This window comes from Streptomyces sp. NPDC110618, from assembly GCF_055657065.1.
In genome coordinates this window covers 765,734-784,717 of record NZ_JBVKBN010000001.1, presented here as the reverse complement: position 1 = coordinate 784,717, position 18,984 = coordinate 765,734, and the positions used below count along the sequence as shown (strand labels likewise).

2 protein-coding genes are annotated in these 18,984 nt (G+C 74.0%); both read right to left on the bottom strand.

Annotated elements, in window-relative coordinates; genetic code table 11:
* Window positions 1-4,883: type I polyketide synthase (locus ACZ7L7_RS03145; protein ID WP_472074550.1), on the bottom strand; the 4,883-nt coding region annotated here is incomplete at its 3' end.
* 67 nt (window positions 4,884-4,950) lie between these two features.
* Entirely contained in the window at window positions 4,951-18,975 is a 14,025-nt protein-coding gene (locus ACZ7L7_RS03140; protein ID WP_472074549.1) for a type I polyketide synthase, read from the bottom strand.
* Between the last annotated feature and the right edge of the window lie 9 nt (window positions 18,976-18,984).

Sequence of the window (18,984 nt, the reverse complement as noted above, 5' to 3'; positions counted from 1 at the left end):
AAGCGGCCGGCCCCCTCAAGGAACGCGCCGACATCCACGTAGGTCGTCCCCGGACGTCCGCCCTCGGGGTCGTACAGCGCGGACACATCCCAGCCCCGGTCGGCCGGGAAGGGCCCCACCGCGTCCCCGCCCTCGGACAGCAGCCGCCACATGCCCTCCGGGTCGCTCACCCCGCCCGGGAAGCGGCACGCCATCCCCACGATGACCACAGGATCGTCGGACACCGGTGCGGCCGCAGGCGTCGGCGCGGCGGTCCCGGCGAGGGTGCCGAGCAGTTCCTCGCGCAGATGGCGGGCCAGCGCCACCGGAGTCGGGTAGTCGAACACCACGGTCGCGGTGAGTCCGGTGGCGCCGGTCAGGGTGACGAGGCTGTTGCGGAGTTCGACGGCGGTGAGGGAGTCGATGCCCAGGTCGCGGAAGGCGCGCTCGGCGGTGACCTGCTCGGGGCCGGTGTAGCCGAGGACTGCGGCGGCGCAGGACTGGACGGTCTCCAGCAGGACGCGGTCCTGTTCGGCGGGGGTCAGTCCGGTCAGCCGGCCGAGGAGTCCGGCGCGGTCCCCGGGCCCGGTGTGCCCGGAGCCGTCGGCCTTGCCCTCGACGGCGGCGCGTGCCTCGGGCAGGGAGGCGAGGAGCGGGCTGGGGCGGGACGCGGTGAACGCCGGGGCGAAGTCGGCCCAGTCGAGGTCCGCGACGACCACGGCGGGGGCCGCGTGGGTGACCGTGCGGCCGAGGACGTCGAGCGCGGTATGGGCGTTCAGCGGGAGGACGCCGCCTCGGCGCATGCGGGCGGCGGAGGCCGTGTCGTCGGCCATGCCGCCGTCGGCCCAGGGGCCCCAGGCCAGCGAGGTGGCGGGCAGTCCGGCCGCGCGACGGCGCTCGGCGAGGGCGTCGAGGAACGCGTTGGCGGCGGCGTAGTTGCCCTGACCCGCCGCTCCGATGCTTCCCGCGAAGGAGGAGAAGAGGACGAAGGCGTCGAGTCCGCGGTCGCGGGTCAGTTCGTCCAGGTGCAGCGCGGCCAGGGCCTTCGCCCGCAGCACACCGGCGAACCGCTCCGGCGACAGCGCGTCGATCACACCGTCGTCCAGCACACCCGCCGTATGCACGACGGCATCCACCGGATACTCCGCCAGCAGCCCCGCCAACACGTCACGGTCGGCCACATCACGCGCCGCGACCGTCACCCGCACACCCGCCGACTCCAGCTCACCCCGCAGATCGGCCGCACCCGGCGCGTCCAGGCCCCGGCGGCTGACCAACACCAGGTGCTCCGCACCCTGTTCGGCCGCCCAACGCGCCACCCGCGCGCCGAGCGCACCGGTACCACCGGTCACCAGCACCGTGCCCCGCGGCTGCCAGCCCCCGTCACTGTCACCCGTGGCGACCCGCTCCAGACGGCGCCCGAAGACACCCGAAGGCCGCACAGCCAGCTGATCCTCGTCGGGAGTACCGCCCGCCAACACCGAGGCCAGGCGCTGCGCGGCGCGTCGGTCGAGGGATGCGGGCAGGTCGACCAGACCGCCCCAACGGTCCGGATACTCCAGCGCCGCGACCCGCCCTAGACCCCACACCGAACCCTGCACCGGATCCGGGGCACCGTCCGAACGGCCCACCGACACCGCACCCCGCGTCAGCACCCACACCCGGCCGTGGAAGCCCGCGTCCCCGCACGCCTGGAGCAGCGTGGCGACGGTGCCGCAGGCCTGGGCCGCGTCGGCAGTGGGGGCTATGAGGACGATGCCGGCAGCTTCACCGGGGACCAGACTCGTCAACTCGGCGGTCAGTGACGCTCGTTCGGTGAGTACCGCCGCCGGTAGCGCGAGCGTGACGGGCTCGGCGCCGCACGCGGCAAGGGCCGTCAGCAGGGGGTCGTGGCCGGTCGTGCCCTCGGGCGCGATGACGAGCCAGCGGCCGGTGAGCGGGGTGTCGGCGGACGGGTCGAAGGGCTGCCAGTGCGGTCGGTACAGCCAGGCGTCGGTGCGGGCCCGCTCCTGACGGCGGCGACGCCACTCCGACAGGGCGGGCGCGACGGCATCGAGGGCTTCGGTGTCGATGCCGAGCGAGTCGGCGAGGGTGCCGAGGTCGCCGCGTTCCACGGCGTCCCAGAACTCGGCGTCCCCTTCGCCGGCGGTGGCGAGGGCGGGGCGGCCGTGGTCGGCGAGCCAGTAGCGGCGGTGCCGGAAGGCGTAGGTGGGCAGGGGGACGCGCTGCCCGCCGGGCAGGAGGGCCGACCAGTCGACGGAGGCGCCGTGGACGTGGAGCCGGGAAAGTGCCGCAATGACGGAGGTGGGCTCGTCGCGGTCCTTGCGCAGGGTCGGCGTGAACAGGGTCGTGTCGCCCCCGCCGGTCTGTTCGGCGGCCTCGGGGGTGTTCTGGGCCAGCGCGGTGAGGGTTCCGTCGGGGCCGAGTTCCACGTAGCGGGTGACACCGCGGGCGGCGAGGGCGCGTACGGCGTCGGCGAAGCGGACGCTCCGGCGGACGTGGCGCACCCAGTACTCGGGGTCGCGCAGGTCGTCGGCGCTCGCGGTGGTACCGGTGACGGTGGAGACTACGGGGAGGGCGGGTTCCGCGTAGTCGAGGCTCTCGGCCACGGTACGGAACTCGGCCAGCATGGGCTCCATCAGCGGTGAGTGGAAGGCGTGGCTGACGCGGAGGGTGGTGACCTTGCGGCCCTGGTCCCGGAAGGGCGTGACAACCGAGTTCACAGCCTCCGCCTCACCGGCAACGACCACGGCGTTGGGGCCGTTGACGGCGGCGATGCCCACCTCACCTGTGAGCAGAGGCAACACCTCGTCCTCCGACGCCTCCACGGCGACCATGGCGCCGCCCTCGGGCAGCGCCTGCATCAGCCGGCCGCGCGCGGCGACCAGACGGCACGCGTCCGCCAGCGACCACACCCCGGCCACATGCGCGGCGGCGATCTCACCGATCGAGTGCCCGGCGAGAACATCCGGCCGCACGCCCCACGACTCCACCAGCCGGAACAGGGCCACTTCGAGGGCGAAGAGCGCGGGCTGGGCGTACTCGGTGCGGTTCAGTCGGTCGGCGTCGTCGCCGAAGACAACCGCCTTGAGGTCGAAGGGAAGTTCCGCGTCGACCGCGTCGAAGGCGTCGGCGAAGACGGGGTACGTGTCGTACAACTCCCGTCCCATGCAGAGCCGTTGCGAGCCCTGCCCCGCGAACAGGAAGGCGGTGCGGCCGTCGGGCTGGGCGGTGCCGGTGACGATCGAGTCGGTGGGGGTGCCGTCGGCGAGGGCGGTGAGCCCGGCGAGGAGTTCGTCGTGGCCGGTGCCGAGGACGGCGGCGCGGTAGGTCAGCGCGGAGCGGTGCGCGGCGAGTGACCAGGCGAGGTCGAGCGGGCGGGTCCCGGGGTGTTCCCGCAGGTGTTCGCGCAGGTGGGCGAGGAGGCGGGTGGCCTGGGCGGGCAGGGCGTCCGGGGTTCGGGCGGACAGCACCCACGGTATGACGTGCCCCACGGGTGCAGCGGCCTCGGAGGGCTCCTCCTGGGGCGCCTCTTCCAGGACGGTGTGGGCGTTGGTGCCGCTGACGCCGAACGCGGACACGGCGGCGCGGCGCGGGCGGTCCTCGCGCGCGGGCCATTCCCGGGCGTCGGTGAGGAGTTCGACGGCTCCGGCCGACCAGTCGACGTGCGAGGTCGGCTCGTCCACGTGCAGGGTGCGGGGCAGCATCCCGTGCTGGAGCGCGAGGACCATCTTGATCACGCCCGCGACACCGGCGGCGGCCTGCGTGTGCCCGATGTTGGACTTCACCGACCCCAGCCACAACGGCTGCTCGCGGTCCCGGCCGTAGGTCGCGAGGAGCGCCTGCGCCTCGATCGGGTCGCCCAGCGTCGTCCCCGTGCCGTGCGCCTCCACGGCGTCCACGTCGGCGGGGGCCAGGCCCGCTCCGGCGAGGGCGGCGCGGATGACGCGCTGCTGGGACGGCCCGTTGGGGGCGGTGAGCCCGTTGGAGGCGCCGTCCTGGTTGACGGCCGAGCCCCGGACCACGGCGAGCACCCGGTGTCCGTTGCGCCGCGCGTCGGACAGCCGCTCCACGAGGAGCATGCCGACGCCCTCGGACCAGCCGGTGCCGTCCGCGGCCTCGGCGAACGGCTTGCAGCGGCCGTCGGCGGCCAGCCCGCGCTGCCGGGAGAACTCCACGAAGACGCCCGGCGTCGACATCACGGTGACACCGCCCGCGAGGGCGAGGTCGCACTCGCCGTTGCGCAGCGCCTGCACCGCCAGATGCAGGGCGACCAGCGACGACGAGCAGGCCGTGTCCACCGTCACCGCCGGGCCCTCCAGGCCCAGTACGTACGACACCCGGCCGGAGACCACCGACGTGGAGTTGCCGGTGAGCAGGTGGCCGCGCACGTCGTCGGGGACATCGGTCAGGCCCGCGCCGTACTCCTGGTTGCCGGCGCCGACGAAGACGCCGGCGCGACCGCCGCGCGCCGACTCCGGGTCGATGCCCGCATGCTCGAAGGCCTCCCAGGACGTCTCCAGCAGCAGCCGCTGCTGCGGGTCCATCGCGAGGGCCTCGCGCGGGGAGATCCCGAAGAACGCGGCGTCGAAGTCCCCGGCTCCGGACAGGAAGCCGCCCTCACGGGCGTAACTGCCGTCCTGGCGGCGGGAGTCGGGGTCGAAGAGGGCGTCGGTGTCCCAGCCGCGGTCGGTGGGCCAGGCGGAGATGGCGTCCACGCCGTCGACGAGGAGCTGCCAGTAGTCCTCGGGGGACCGCACCCCGCCGGGGAAGCGGCAGCTCATCCCGACGATGGCGATGGGCTCGTCCCCGCGCGACTCCAGCTCCTGAAGCCGGCGCCGCGTCTCGGCGAGGTCGGCGGTGACCCACTTGAGGTAGTCCCGGAGCTTGTCTTCATTCGCCATTGGAACGTGCCCCATACGTTGTCGGCGGTAGGAACGGTTCGGCCTGCTACGGCTTCGACGCCGGCGTTCAGGACCGGCCGAGTTCCCGATTGATGAAGTCGAAGATCTCGTCGTCCGACGCCGCCTCAAGCTGCTGGGAGACCGAGGCCTTGGCGTCGGCCTCGTTCTGATCACCCAGCTCCGTCAGCATGCTGCGCAAACGTGCCTGGGCGAGAGCCCTGGCGCCGTTCTCTGGGGAAAGCCTTGAAATCGTGGCGGCCAGCCGGTCCAACTCGGCGACCAGCGCACTCTCCGCCTCGGCTTCCTCCGCGCCGAACAGTTCCTCGTCCAGGTACGCGGCCAGATGACGTGGCGTCGGGTGATCGAACACGAGCGTGCTCGGCAGCTTCGTCCCGGCGTCCGTGGAGAGCCGGTTGCGCAGCTCCACGGCGGTCAGGGAGTCCACACCGAGCTCCCGGAACGCCTGCGCCGATCCGACGGCCCCCGGATCACCGTGCCCCAGCACCTCGGCGGCCCGCCTGCGCACCAGGTCCAGCAGGGCCTGGCGGCGTTCGTCGGGCGAGTGGGCGGCGAGCCGTGCGCGCAGGCCGGTGGCGGTGCCGGGGTCGGTTGGGGTGGTGTCGGGTGCGGGCTGGGCTTCCGGGATGCCGGTCAGGAGGGCGCTGGGGCGGACGCTGGTGTAGGCCGGGGTGAAGCGGGCCCAGTCCACGTCCGCGACCACGACCACCGGATCCGTGCCGGACACCACCCGCGCCAGGGCGGCGACTCCGCGCTCGGGGTCGAGTGCGATCAGGCCACGGCGGCGCAGCGCCTCCGCCGCCTGGGCATCGGCGGCCATACCCGCCTCCGCCCACGGCCCCCACGCGACCGAGGTGCCCGCCAGCCCACGGGCGCGACGTGCCTCGACCAGCCCGTCCAGACAGGCGTTGGCGGCCGCGTAACCGGCCTGCCCGCCACTGCCCCACACCCCCGCGATGGACGAGAAGACGACGAACGCGTCCAACGGGCGATCGGCCAGCACCGCGTCCAGATGCACGGCACCGGCCACCTTGCCCGCCCACACCTGGGCCAGTTCGTCGGCCGAGACGGCATCCAGGGACGTGTTCACGACCGTGCCGGCGGCGTGCACCACCGCATCCACCGGATACTCCGCCAGCAGCCCCTCCACCGCCGCACGATCCGCCACATCACAAGCCACGATCGTCACCCGGGCACCAGCCGCAGTGAGTTCGTCCCGCAGCTCGACCGCACCCGGCGCGCCGCCACCACGACGACTGACCAGCAGCAGGTGCTCGGCACCGTTGCCCGCCGCCCACCGGGCCACACGGGCACCCAACGCACCCGTACCACCCGTCACCAACACCGACCCCCGCGGCCGCCAGACGGAACCGTCACCGGCAGGCACCCGCTCCAACCGCCGCCCGAACACACCGGACGCCCGGACCGCGACCTGGTCCTCCTCCCCCACCCCGGCCAGCACGGCCGCCAGCGCGGAACTCGCCTTCGCCTCAAGGGAGTCAGGGAGGTCGACGAGGCCGCCCCAACGCCCGGGGATCTCCAGCGCGGCGACCCGACCAAGGCCCCACACAGCGGCCTGCACGGGATCGGGCGCGCCAGCGGACCGGCTCACCGACACCCCGCCCCGCGTCACGGCCCACAGCGGCGCCGACACCCCGGCATCACCGAGAGCCTGCACGAGCGTGAGAGTGGCGGACACGGCCAAAGGGGCGCCGTCGCACGTGCCATCGGCGATGGCCAGCAGCGACACCACCCCCGCGACGGGCCCGGCGCCCGCCAGGCGCCCGGCGACCGCGGCTCGGTCCGCGCCGGCCGCCTGGGTCAGCAGCTCGACGTCGGCACCCGCGCCCGTCAGGGCGTCCCGGACCGAAACGGACCAGGAGTCCTCGGCGAGTCCGTCGGGTACGACCAGCAGCCAGCGCCCCTCCAGCGAGGCACTGCGGCTCAGTCCGGTTATCGGCTGCCAGCGCACCCGGTACCGGGACCGGTCGAACTCGGCCTGTTCCCGGCTCCGGCGGTGCCAGGAGGTCAGGGCGGGCAGGACGGCGCCCACCACCTCGGCCTCCAGATCCAACTCCCCGGCCAGCGACTCCAGATCCTCGCGCTCGACCGCCTCCCAGAAACGAGCGTCGATCTCGCCCGCACCGGCGGCCTGCTCCCCGTGCGCGGGGGCCGGCCAGTACGTCTCGTGCTGGAACGCGTACGTCGGCAGCGGGACGGGTACCGTCGCCGGGAGCCGGGCCGCCCAGTCCACTCCGGCCCCGTCGACGTGCAGGCGTGCCAGCGCGGCCAGCAGGGAGTCGACTTCGGGGCGGTCCTTGCGCAGCACCGGTATCGCGGGCGCCGTCTCCTCCAGGCAGCCCTGTGCCAGCGCGGACAGGGTGCCGTCGGGGCCCAACTCCAGGAAGCGGCCCACTCCTTGGTCCGTGAGTGCCTGTACGGCGTCGGCGTAGCGCACCGTCGCCCGTACGTGCTGCACCCAGTAGTCCGGGGAGGTCAGCTCGTCGGCGGTGGCCTCCTCGCCGGTGACGGTGGAGATGATCTGCAGCTTCGGCTCGTCGTAGGTGAGGCTTTCGGCGACCTTGCGGAAGTCCGCGAGCATCGGGTCCATGAGCGGCGAGTGGAAGGCGTGGCTGACGCGGAGGCTAGTGACCTTGCGGCCCTCACCGCGGAAGCGGTCAGCGATCTCCTCGACCTTGCTGGCGGCACCCGAAATCACCACGGACCGCGGGCCGTTGACAGCGGCGATGCCCACCTCGCCTGTGAGCAGCGGCAACACCTCGTCCTCCGAGGCCTGTACGGCGACCATCGCGCCGCCCGCCGGGAGCGTCTGCATCAGTCGGCCTCGCGCGGCCACCAGCTTGCACGCGTCCGGCAACGACCACACCCCGGCCACATGCGCCGCCGCGATCTCACCGATCGAATGACCGGCCAGCACGTCCGGGCGCACACCCCACGACTCCACCAGCCGGAACAGCGCCACTTCCAGCGCGAACAGAGCGGGCTGCGCGAACTCCGTGCGCTGAAGCCGGTCGGCGTCCTCGCCGAAGACCACCTCCCGCAGCGGGAGCGCCAGCTCGGTGTCCAGGTGCGCGCATACGGCATCGAAAGCGTCGGCGAAGACCGGGTAGGCGTCGTACAACTCCCGCCCCATACTGATCCGCTGTGAACCCTGCCCCGCGAACAGGAACGCGGTACGTACATCAGGGCGGGCCAGCCCGTTGACCGAGTTCACAGCCTCCTCGCCCGAAGCCACCGCTTCCAGGCCCCGCAGCAGCTCCTCCCGGTCGGCACCCCACACCACGGCCCGGTGCTCGAACAGCGACCGCGACCGCACAAGCGAGCCCGCGACCCCCACGAGGGACACACCCTCGTCGGACGACACGAACTTCGCCAGCCGCCCGGCCTGATCCCGCAGCGCCGCAGCCGTACGCCCCGACACCACCCACGGAATCAACCCGTCGATGCCCTCGGAGTCCTCCGAGCCGGTCACCTCCTGCACCGGCGGCTCCGCCAGCACCACATGGGCGTTCGTCCCGCTGACCCCGAACGCAGACACACCAGCACGGCGGGTCCGCCCCTCGGCGATCGACCAGTCCTGCGGCTCGGTCAACACCTCCACAGCCCCGGCCGACCAGTCGACGCGGGAGGACAGTTCGTCCACGTGCAGGGTGCGCGGCAGCACCCCGTGCTCCATGGCGAGCACCATCTTGATGACCCCGGCGACACCGGCCGCCGCCTGGGTGTGCCCGATGTTGGACTTCACCGACCCCAGCCAGAGCGGCCGTTCGCGGTCCTGGCCGTATGTGGCGATGAGTGCCTGCGCCTCGATGGGGTCACCGAGGGAAGTGCCGGTGCCGTGGGCCTCCACGGCGTCGATGTCCGACGGCTTCAGCCCGGCGCCCGCGAGAGCGGCCCGTATCACCCGCTGCTGCGACGGACCGTTCGGCGCCGTAAGACCGTTCGACGCACCGTCCTGGTTCACCGCCGAACCGGCCACGACCGCCAGCACCCGGTGCCCATGGCGCCGGGCATCCGACAGCCGCTCCACGACCAGGACACCCACACCCTCGCCCCAGCCGGTACCGTCGGCACCCTCCGCGAACGCCTTGCACCGCCCATCGGCCGCAAGCCCCCGCTGCCGCGAGAACTCCACGAACGCACCCGGCGTCGACATCACCGTCACACCACCGGCCAGCGCGAGATCGCACTCACCCGCACGCAGCGCCTGCACCGCCAGATGCAGGGCGACCAGCGACGACGAGCAGGCCGTGTCGACGGTCACCGCCGGGCCCTCCAGGCCCAGCACGTACGACACCCGGCCCGACAGCACCGACGCAGCACTACCCGTGCCGATGTACCCCTCGACGTCCTCGTCCGAGGCGACGAGCACACCCGCGTAGTCCTGACCGTTCGTGCCCGCGAACACGCCGGTACGGCTGCCCCGCAGACCGCGCGGTGCAATGCCCGCCCGCTCCAACGCCTCCCACGACGTCTCCAGCAGCAGCCTCTGCTGCGGATCCGCCGCCAGCGCCTCACGCGGGCTCATCCCGAAGAAGCCCGCGTCGAAGCGGCCGGCCCCCTCAAGGAACGCGCCGACATCCACGTAGGTCGTCCCCGGACGTCCGCCCTCGGGGTCGTACAGCGCGGACACATCCCAGCCGCGATCCACGGGGAAGGGCCCCACCGCGTCACCGCCCTCGGACAGCAGCCGCCACATGCCCTCCGGGTCGCTCACCCCGCCCGGGAAGCGGCACGCCATCCCCACGATGACCACAGGATCGTCCGAGGCGGTGACCGCCGCACCCGCTGTCGTGTTCTCCGACTCACCGAGTTCGCCCAGCAGTTGCTCACGCAGATAGCGGGCCAGGGCCACCGGGGTCGGATAGTCGAACACGACCGTTGCCGCGAGGGGCACTCCCGTCGCCATGGCGAGGGTGCCCCGGAGTTCGACGGCTGTCAGGGAGTCGACTCCCAGGTCGCGGAAGGCGCGCTCGGCGGGCACGGCGGAGGCGCCCGAGTAGCCGAGGACACCGGCCGCGCACAGGCGGACGATCTCGAGGAGGACGCGTTCCTGCTCGGCCGGGGTCAGTCCGGTGAGTTGGTCGCGCAGGCCGGAACCGTCGCCTCGGCCGAAGCGTTCGGAGGCGGCGCCGGCGTCCTCGACGGCGGCCCGGGCCTCGGGCAGCGACTCGATGAGGGGGCTGGGCCGGGTCATGGTGAACGGCGGCGCGTACTCCCCCCAGCGGATGTCGGCGACCATGACGGCGGCGGCCCTGGAAGCACCGACCGCGCGTGCCAGGGCGAGGATGCCGAGGTCGGGCTGGAGAGGCAGGACGCCACCTCGGTGCATACGCCAGGCCACGACCTCCTCGTCCGCCATGCCACCGTCCGCCCACGGGCCCCAGGCCACCGATGTGGCCGACAGCCCGGCCGCGCGACGGCGCTCGGCGAGGGCGTCGAGCAAGGCGTTGGCGGCGGCGTAGTTGCCCTGGCCGGTGGTGCCGAGGGTGCCGGCCATGGAGGAGAAGAGGACGAAGGCGTCCAGGTCGCGGTCGCGGGTCAGCTCGTCCAGGTGCAGCGCGGCCAGGGCCTTCGCCCGCAGCACACCGGCGAACCGCTCCGGCGACAGCGCGTCGATCACACCGTCGTCCAGCACACCCGCCGTATGCACGACGGCATCCACCGGATACTCCGCCAGCAGCCCCGCCAACGCCTCACGGTCGGCCACGTCACACGCCGCGACCGTCACCCGCACACCCGCCGACTCCAGCTCACCCCGCAGATCGGCCGCACCCGGAGCCTCCAGCCCCCGGCGGCTCACCAGCACCAGGTGCTCCGCACCCTGTTCGGCCGCCCAACGCGCCACCCGCGCGCCGAGCGCACCCGTTCCACCGGTCACCAGCACCGTGCCCCGCGGCTGCCAGGCCCCGTCGCTGTCACCGGTGGCGACCCGCTCCAGACGGCGCCCGAAGACACCCGAGGGCCGCACAGCCAGCTGATCCTCGGGGCCCGAGGACAGCAGCGCCGCCCTGAGGTGGGCCGTGGCGCGCCGGTCGAGGGTGTCGGGCAGGTCGAGCAGACCGCCCCAACGGTCCGGATACTCCAGTGCCGCGACCCGCCCGAGACCCCACACCGAACCCTGCACGGGGTCGGGGGCGCCGTCCGAACGGCCCACCGACACCGCGCCCCGCGTCAGCGCCCACACCCGGCCGCCCGCGCCCGCGTCCCCGCACGCCTGGAGCAGCGTGGCGACGACGGCGGGGCCGAGAGGCAGTCCCTCGGTGTCGGTGCCGGCGAGGTGGGTGAGGGTGAGGACGCCCCGGACAGGGTGCTCCGCGGTCGCCGCGCGCAGCCGGTCGGCGAGGGCGGCACGGTCCGTACGGTCGCCCTCGGTGAGTTCGAGGACGGTCACGCGGTCGGGGCCGCCGAGGGCCGCCACGACGGCGTCGGGGGCCGGGTCGCCGTCGGCTGGAGTGCCGGGCAGGAGGAGCAGCCAGCGGCTGTCGGCCGGTTCGTCGACGGCGTCGGACGCGGTCGTGGCGGGCTGCCAGGTCACGCGGTAGGACAGGGTGTCCACGGCGGTCTGCTGCCGCTGCCGCCTGCGCCAGGAGGCGAGGGCGGGAACCACGGCGCCGATCTCGTCGGCCGGTACGCCGAGGGTGTGGGTGAGGGCGTCGACGTCCTCGCACTCGACGGCCTCCCAGAAGCGGTCGTCGACGGTGTCCGCCGCGGTGCGCCTCGCGGGCGCGTCGGGGGCGCTGCCGGGGTCGAGCCAGTAGCGCTCGCGCTGGAAGGCGTACGTCGGCAGGTCGATGGCGGGGGCGGCGGGCGGGGCGCCGAAGGCGGGGGTCCAGTCGATGTCGACGCCGTGGACGTGGAGGCGGGCGAGCGCGTCGTAGAGGGCGGGGATCTCGGGGCGGTCCTTGCGCAGCGCGGGGACGAGCAGGGGGGCGGTGAGGGTGCCCGTGGCGGGGTCGTCGAGGCAGGCGCGGGCGAGGGCGGTGAGGGTGCCGTCGGCGCCGAGTTCGAGATAGCGGGTGACGCCCTGTTCGCGGAGCCGTCGGATGTCGTCGGCGAAGCGGACGGGCTGGCGGACGTGGGCGGTCCAGTATCCGGCTGCGCACAGTTCGCCCGGGTCGGCGAGGGTACCGGTGAGGTCGGAGACGATGGGGATGTGCGGCCGGTGGTAGGTGAGGCTTTCGGCGACGCGCAGGAAGTCCCGCAGCATGGGCTCCATCAGCGGCGAGTGGAAGGCGTGGCTGACGCGCAGCGCGGTGACCTTGCGGCCCTGCTCACGGAAGTGCGCGGCCACGGATTCCACGGCCTCGGCGGCACCGGAGACGACCACGGACCGGGGGCCGTTGACGGCGGCGATGCCCACCTGGTCACCGACGAGCGGCAGGACCTCCTCCTCCGACGCCTCCACGGCGACCATGGCGCCGCCCTCGGGCAGCGCCTGCATCAGCCGGCCGCGCGCGGCGACCAGTCGGCAGGCGTCCTCCAGGGACCACACCCCGGCGACGTGGGCGGCGGCGAGCTGGCCGATGGAGTGCCCGGCGAGGATGTCGGGGCGGATGCCCCAGGACTCCACCAGCCGGAACAGGGCGACCTCGAAGGCGAACAGGGCGGGCTGGGTGAACGCGGTGCGGTTCAGGGTCTCTTCGTCGTCGCCGAAGACGATGTCGCGCAGGGAGCGGCCCAGTTCGTTGTCGAGGTGGGCGCAGGCGGCGTCGAAGGCGTCCGCGAACACGGGGAAGACGGCGTGCAGTTCGCGGCCCATGCCCAGCCGCTGGGAGCCCTGCCCGGCGAAGAGGAAGGCCACGCCGCCCTCGGTGCCCGCCGTGCCGACGACGGCCGCGGGGAGCGGCTCGCCGCGGCCGACGGCGTCGAGGGCGGTGAGGAGCGCGGCACGGTCGTCACCGACCACGACGGCCCGGTGCTCGAACACGGACCGGGACGTGGCGAGGGCGTGACCGATCCGTGCGGGGGTCGCCTCGGGGTGGGCCCGCAGATGCGCGGCGAGCCGGGCGGCCTGGGCGCGCAGGGCGGCGTCGCTGCGCGCGGAGACCGTCCAGGGCACGAGAGCGGCCGGGGGCCGCGCATCCGGTACGGGGAGACCGCCGTCGGCTTCTTCCAGGACGACGTGGGCGTTGGTGCCGCTGAGCCCGAACGCGGACACGGCGGCGCGGCGCGGACGGTCCTCACCCACGGGCCATTCCCGGGGCTCGGTGAGGAGTTCGACGGCCCCGGACGACCAGTCGACGTGCGAAGTGGGTTCGTCCACGTGCAGGGTGCGGGGCAGCACCCCGTGCCGCATCGCGAGGACCATCTTGATCACGCCCGCGACTCCGGCGGCGGCCTGCGTGTGCCCGATGTTGGACTTCACCGACCCCAGCCACAGCGGCCGTTCGCGGTCCTGGCCGTAGGTCGCGAGGAGCGCCTGCGCCTCGATCGGGTCCCCGAGCGTGGTCCCCGTGCCGTGCGCCTCCACCGCGTCCACGTCGGCCGGGCTCAGCCCCGCCGACGCCAACGCCTGCCGGATCACGCGCTGCTGCGAAGGCCCGTTCGGGGCGGTGAGGCCGTTCGACGCCCCGTCCTGGTTCACCGCCGAGCCCCGCACCACGGCGAGGACCCGGTGCCCGTTGCGCCGCGCGTCGGACAGCCGCTCCACGAGCAGGATGCCCACGCCCTCCGACCAGCCGGTGCCGTCCGCGCTCTCCGCGAACGCCTTGCAGCGGCCGTCGGCGGCCAGCCCCCGCTGCCGCGAGAACTCCACGAAGACACCCGGCGTCGACATCACCGTCACACCGCCCGCGAGGGCGAGGTCGCACTCGCCGTTGCGCAGCGCCTGCACCGCCAGATGCAGCGCGACCAGGGACGACGAGCAGGCCGTGTCGACCGTCAGCGCGGGCCCTTCCAGGCCGAGCGCGTAGGCGACGCGGCCGGAGGCGAGGCTGGCGGCGCTGCCGGTGAGCAGGTGGCCGCGCACGTCGTCGGGGACGTCGGTCAGGCCCGCGCCGTAGCCCTGGTGGCCGCAGCCGACGAACAGGCCGGTGCTGCTGCCGCGCAGGGCACGCGGGTCGAGCCCGGCGCGCTCGACGGCCTCCCAGGACACCTCCAGCAGCAGCCGCTGCTGCGGGTCCATCGCGACGGCCTCGCGTGGGGAGATACCGAAGAACGCGGCGTCGAACTGCGTGGCGCCGTCGAGGAATCCGCCCTCGCCGACGTAACTGGTTCCCGGGCGGCGGGAGTCGGGGTCGTGGAGCGACTCCAGGTCCCAGCCCCGGTCGGCGGGGAAGCCGGAGACGGCGTCGCCGCCGTTGCTGATCAGGTCCCACAGGTCCTCGGGCGAGCCGACCCGGCCGGGGTAACGGCAGGCCATGGCGACGATCGCGATGGGCTCGTCCTCGGCGGCGCTGCGCACCTGGACGGTGGCGGCGGGCGGGGAGGCGCCGTCGTCGAGGGCGTGCAGCAGGTGGTCGGCGAGGGCGACCGGGGTGGGGTGGTCGAAGACGAGGGTGGTGGGCAGGGTCAGGCCGGTCGCGGTGGTGAGCAGGTTGCGCAGTTCGACGGCGGTGAGCGAGTCGAAGCCGCAGTCCTGGAACGCCCGCGTCGGCTGGACGCTCTCCGGTGTGGGGTGGCCGAGCGCGGTGGCGGCGCTCGTGCGGACCAGCTTCAGCAGCACCTGGCGGCGCTCGGCCGGCCCCAACGGGGCGAGTTCCCCGCGCAGTCCCCCGGCGTGCGCGTCTTCGGTGGGCGTGACGGCCCGCGCGGCCTCGGGGATACGGCTGAACAGGGCCCCGCCGGGCAGTCCGCGCCGTCCCTCCGCGATACGGGCCCAGTCGATGTCGGCAACCAGGGCCCAGGTGTCGTCGTGGGCGAGGATCCGGCCCAGGGCGGTGAGGGCGGGCTCGGCCTCCATCGGGGAGAGGCCGCCGCGCCGCAGCCGGGCCAGGACGGCGGGGTCGTCGGCCATGCCGCCACCGGCCCACGGCCCCCAGGCGACGGAGGTGGCGGGCAGCCCGGCGGCGCGGCGGGCGCGGGCCAGCGCGTCGAGGTGGGCGTTCCCGGCCGCGTAACCGGCCTGCCCGGCGGAGCCGAGCGCACCGGCGATGGATGAGAACAGCACGAACGCCTGTACCTGGTCGCCGAGTTCGCGGGTGGCCTCGTCGAGATGGGCGGCGGCGCGCAGTTTGGCGCGCAGGACGGTGGCGTACCGCTCGGGGTCCATGGCGGTGAGCGGGGCGTCGTCGAGGGCGCCCGCCATGTGCAGGACGGCGGTGAGGGGCCGGTCGGCGGGCAGGGCGGCGAGCAGGGCGTCCAGCGCGGCCCGGTCGGCGGGGTCGCAGGCGGCGACGGTGACCTCGACGCCCAACTCCTCCAGCTCGCGGCAAAGTTCGTCGGCGCCGGGGGCGCCGGGGCCGCGTCGGCTGACCAGGAGCAGGTGCTCGGCGCCCTGTCGGGCGAGGTGGCGTGCGACGTGGGCGCCGATGACACCGGTCCCGCCGGTGATCAGGGTCGTGCCGGTGAAGCGCGGCTCGGGACGGTCATCGTCGTCGTCGCGGACGACCCGGACGAGGCGGCGCGCGAACACCGCCGAGTCCCGCACGGCGAGTTCGGTGTCGTCGCCGGTCAGGCAGGCGACGAGCCGGATCAGGGTGCGCTCGTCGAGGCGGGCGGGCAGGTCGAGGAGTCCGGCCCACAGGTCGGGGTGCTCGACGGCGACGGTACGGCCGAGGCCCCAGGTGGTGGCCTGTACGGGCCGGGTGAGCGGGTCGGCGGCACCGACGGACACGGCGGACCGCGTGGCCGCCCAGAGCCGCGCCCCGGTCCCGGCCTCGGCGAGTGCCCGCACCAGCAGGGTGTTGAGGTGCAGGCCGAGCGGGACCTCCTCGTGGGCGGGGTGCGGGGTCTCGGTCAGGGCGAGCAGGGACAGGACCGTCGTGGAGCCCGTCTCCTCCAGGGCGGTGACGATGTGGGCCCGGTCGGCGTCGGCGGTGACGGGCAGGGTGCGCGCCTCGGCACCGGCCGCGACGAACGCGGAGACGACAGCGGCCGCGGTCCCGGCGGCCTCCTCGTCGTCGGCGCAGTAGGGCAGCAGCCACTCCCCGGTCGGCGCGCCCTCCCGCACATCCAGGGGAGTCCACGTCTCGCGGTACTGCCAGGACGCGGCGGTGGAACGCCGGACACTGCTGTGGTGCCAGGCCGTCAGCGCGGGCAGCACGGGCGCCAGGACATCGGGGTCCAGCGCCAGCCGTCCCGCCAACTCCCGCACATCACCCTTGCGTACGGCCGCCCAGAACGCCGAGTCGACCGCCTCGCCCCGGCCGCCCTCGTCGTCGACGGTGGCGGCGACGTCGGCGAGCCAGTACCGCTGCCGCTGGAAGGCGTACGTGGGCAGGGCGACGGTCCTGGAGCCGGGGAACAGCGCGGACCAGTCGGGGGTGAGCCCGTGGGCGTACAGCGCGCCGACGGCGCTCAGCAGGGCGACCGGTTCCGGGCCCTCCTTCCGCAGCGCGGGCACGACGACCTGCTGCTGCTCGACGTCCGGCGCCGCCGAGGGCGGCACGGCCCGCGCGAGCGCGGACAGGGTGCCGTCGGGGCCGAGTTCGAGGAAGCGGGCGGTGGCGTGTTCGCCGGCCAGGGTGCGTACGGCGTCGGCGTAGCGGACGGTGCGGCGGACGTGGTCGACCCAGTACTCCGGGGACGTCAGCTCCTCGTCGGTGGCCGGGAGTCCGGTGGCCGTGGAGACGAGAGGGAGCTTCGGGCGGTCGTAGGACAGGCTTTCAGCGACCTCGCGGAACTCCGCGAGCATCGGGTCCATCAGCGGTGAGTGGAAGGCGTGGCTGACGCGGAGGGGGGTGACCTTACGGCCCTCGGCGCGGAAGCGTCCCGCGATCTCCTCGACCTTGTCGGCGGCACCCGAAATCACCACGGACTGCGGGCCGTTGACAGCGGCGATGCCCACCTCGCCTGTGAGCAGTGGCAACACCTCGTCCTCCGAGGCCTGCACCGCCACCATCGCGCCCCCCTCGGGGAGCGCCTGCATCAGTCGGCCCCGCGCGGCCACCAGCTTGCACGCATCCGCCAGCGACCACACCCCGGCCACATGCACCGCCGCGATCTCACCGATCGAATGACCCGCCAGCACGTCCGGCCGCACACCCCACGACTCCAGCAACCGGAACAGAGCCACTTCAAGGGCGAACAGCGCAGGCTGGGCGAACTCCGTACGATCCAGGACCTCCGCGTCCCCGCCGAAAACAACCGCCTTCAAATCGAAGGGCAGTTCAGCATCCACCGCATCAAACGCGGCCGCGAAGACGGGATACGCCTCATACAACTCCCGCCCCATCCCAACCCGCTGCGAGCCCTGCCCCGCGAACAGGAACGCCGTACGCCCCCGCACCACCCCACCACGCACCACCCGCGCATGGGACTCCCCCGCAGCAAGCGCCCCCAGCCCCGACCGCAACTCGTCCCAGTCCGCACCCACCACCACCGCACGGTCCTCGAACACCGACCGCGTCGACGCCAACGACCACCCCACATCAGCCACCGAACCCGGCACCCCAGAAGCCACCGACCCCAGCAACCGCCCCGCCTGCGCCCTCAACGCCCCCTCACCCCGCGCCGACAACGGCCACACCACCACACCACCGAAACCATCCACAGCCTCGGCCTCGGCAACCGGCTCCGCCGCCACCCCCTCCAACACCACATGCGCATTCGTCCCGGAGATTCCGAACGACGACACACCCGCCCGGCGCGGCCTGCCCTCAGGCGTGTCCCACTCACGGTTCTCCGTGAGGAGTTCGACGGCCCCGGCCGACCAGTCGACGTGGGACGACGGCTCGTCCACGTGCAGGGTGCGCGGCAGCACCCCGTGCCGCATCGCGAGGACCATCTTCATCACGCCCGCGACACCGGCGGCGGCCTGCGTGTGCCCGATGTTGGACTTCACCGACCCCAGCCACAGCGGCCGTTCACGATCCTGCCCGTACGTCGCCAGCAGCGCCTGCGCCTCGATCGGGTCACCCAGCGTCGTCCCCGTACCGTGCGCCTCCACCGCGTCCACGTCGGCCGGGCTCAGCCCCGCCGAGGCCAGAGCCGCCCGGATCACCCGCCGCTGCGAAGGCCCGTTCGGCGCCGTGAGGCCGTTCGACGCCCCGTCCTGGTTCACCGCCGAGCCCCGGATCACGGCCAGTACCGGATGTCCGTTGCGGCGGGCATCGGAGAGCCGCTCCAGGAGCAGCAGCCCCGCGCCCTCGCCCCACCCCGTGCCGTCGGCGGCCTCGGCGAAGGGCTTGCAGCGGCCGTCGGTGGCCATGCCGCCCTGGCGGCTGAACTCGACGAACGCGCCGGGGGTGGACATGACGGCGACGCCGCCCGCGAGGGCGAGGGAGCACTCCCCCGCGCGCAGGGCGTGTACCGCCAGGTGCAGGGCGACCAGGGACGAGGAGCAGGCCGTGTCCACGGTGACCGCGGGGCCTTCCAGGCCCATGGTGTAGGCGACGCGGCCGGAGACGACGCTTCCGGTGTTGCCGGTGAGGATGTGGCCCTCGACCTCTTCGGGTATGGCGCGCAGCCCGGAGCCGTACTCCTGGTTGCTGGCGCCGACGAACACGCCGGTGCTGGTGCCGCGCAGGGCGGCGGGGGCGAGGCCGGCGCGCTCCACGGTCTCCCAGGCGACCTCCAGCAGGAGCCGCTGCTGGGGGTCCATGGCGAGGGCTTCGCGCGGGGAGATGCCGAAGAACGCGGCGTCGAAGCGGTCGGCGTCGTGGACGAAGCCGCCCTGGGCGGCGGCGCTGCCTCGGCCGTCGTCGTGCTGGAGCAGTGCGTCGAGGTCCCAGCCGCGGTCGGCGGGGAAGCCGGTCATGGCGTCGGTGCCGTCGGCGAGGAGCCGCCAGAAGTCCTCCGGGGTGTCCGCCCCGCCGGGCCAGCGGCAGGCCATGGCGACGATGGCGACGGGCTCGGTCCTCGCCTGCTCCAGCTGCTGGTTGGCCTTGCGCAGCCGTTCGTTCTCCCGCAGCGAGGCACGGAGGGCTTCGACGACTTTTTCGGAGGACATGCGCAGCTC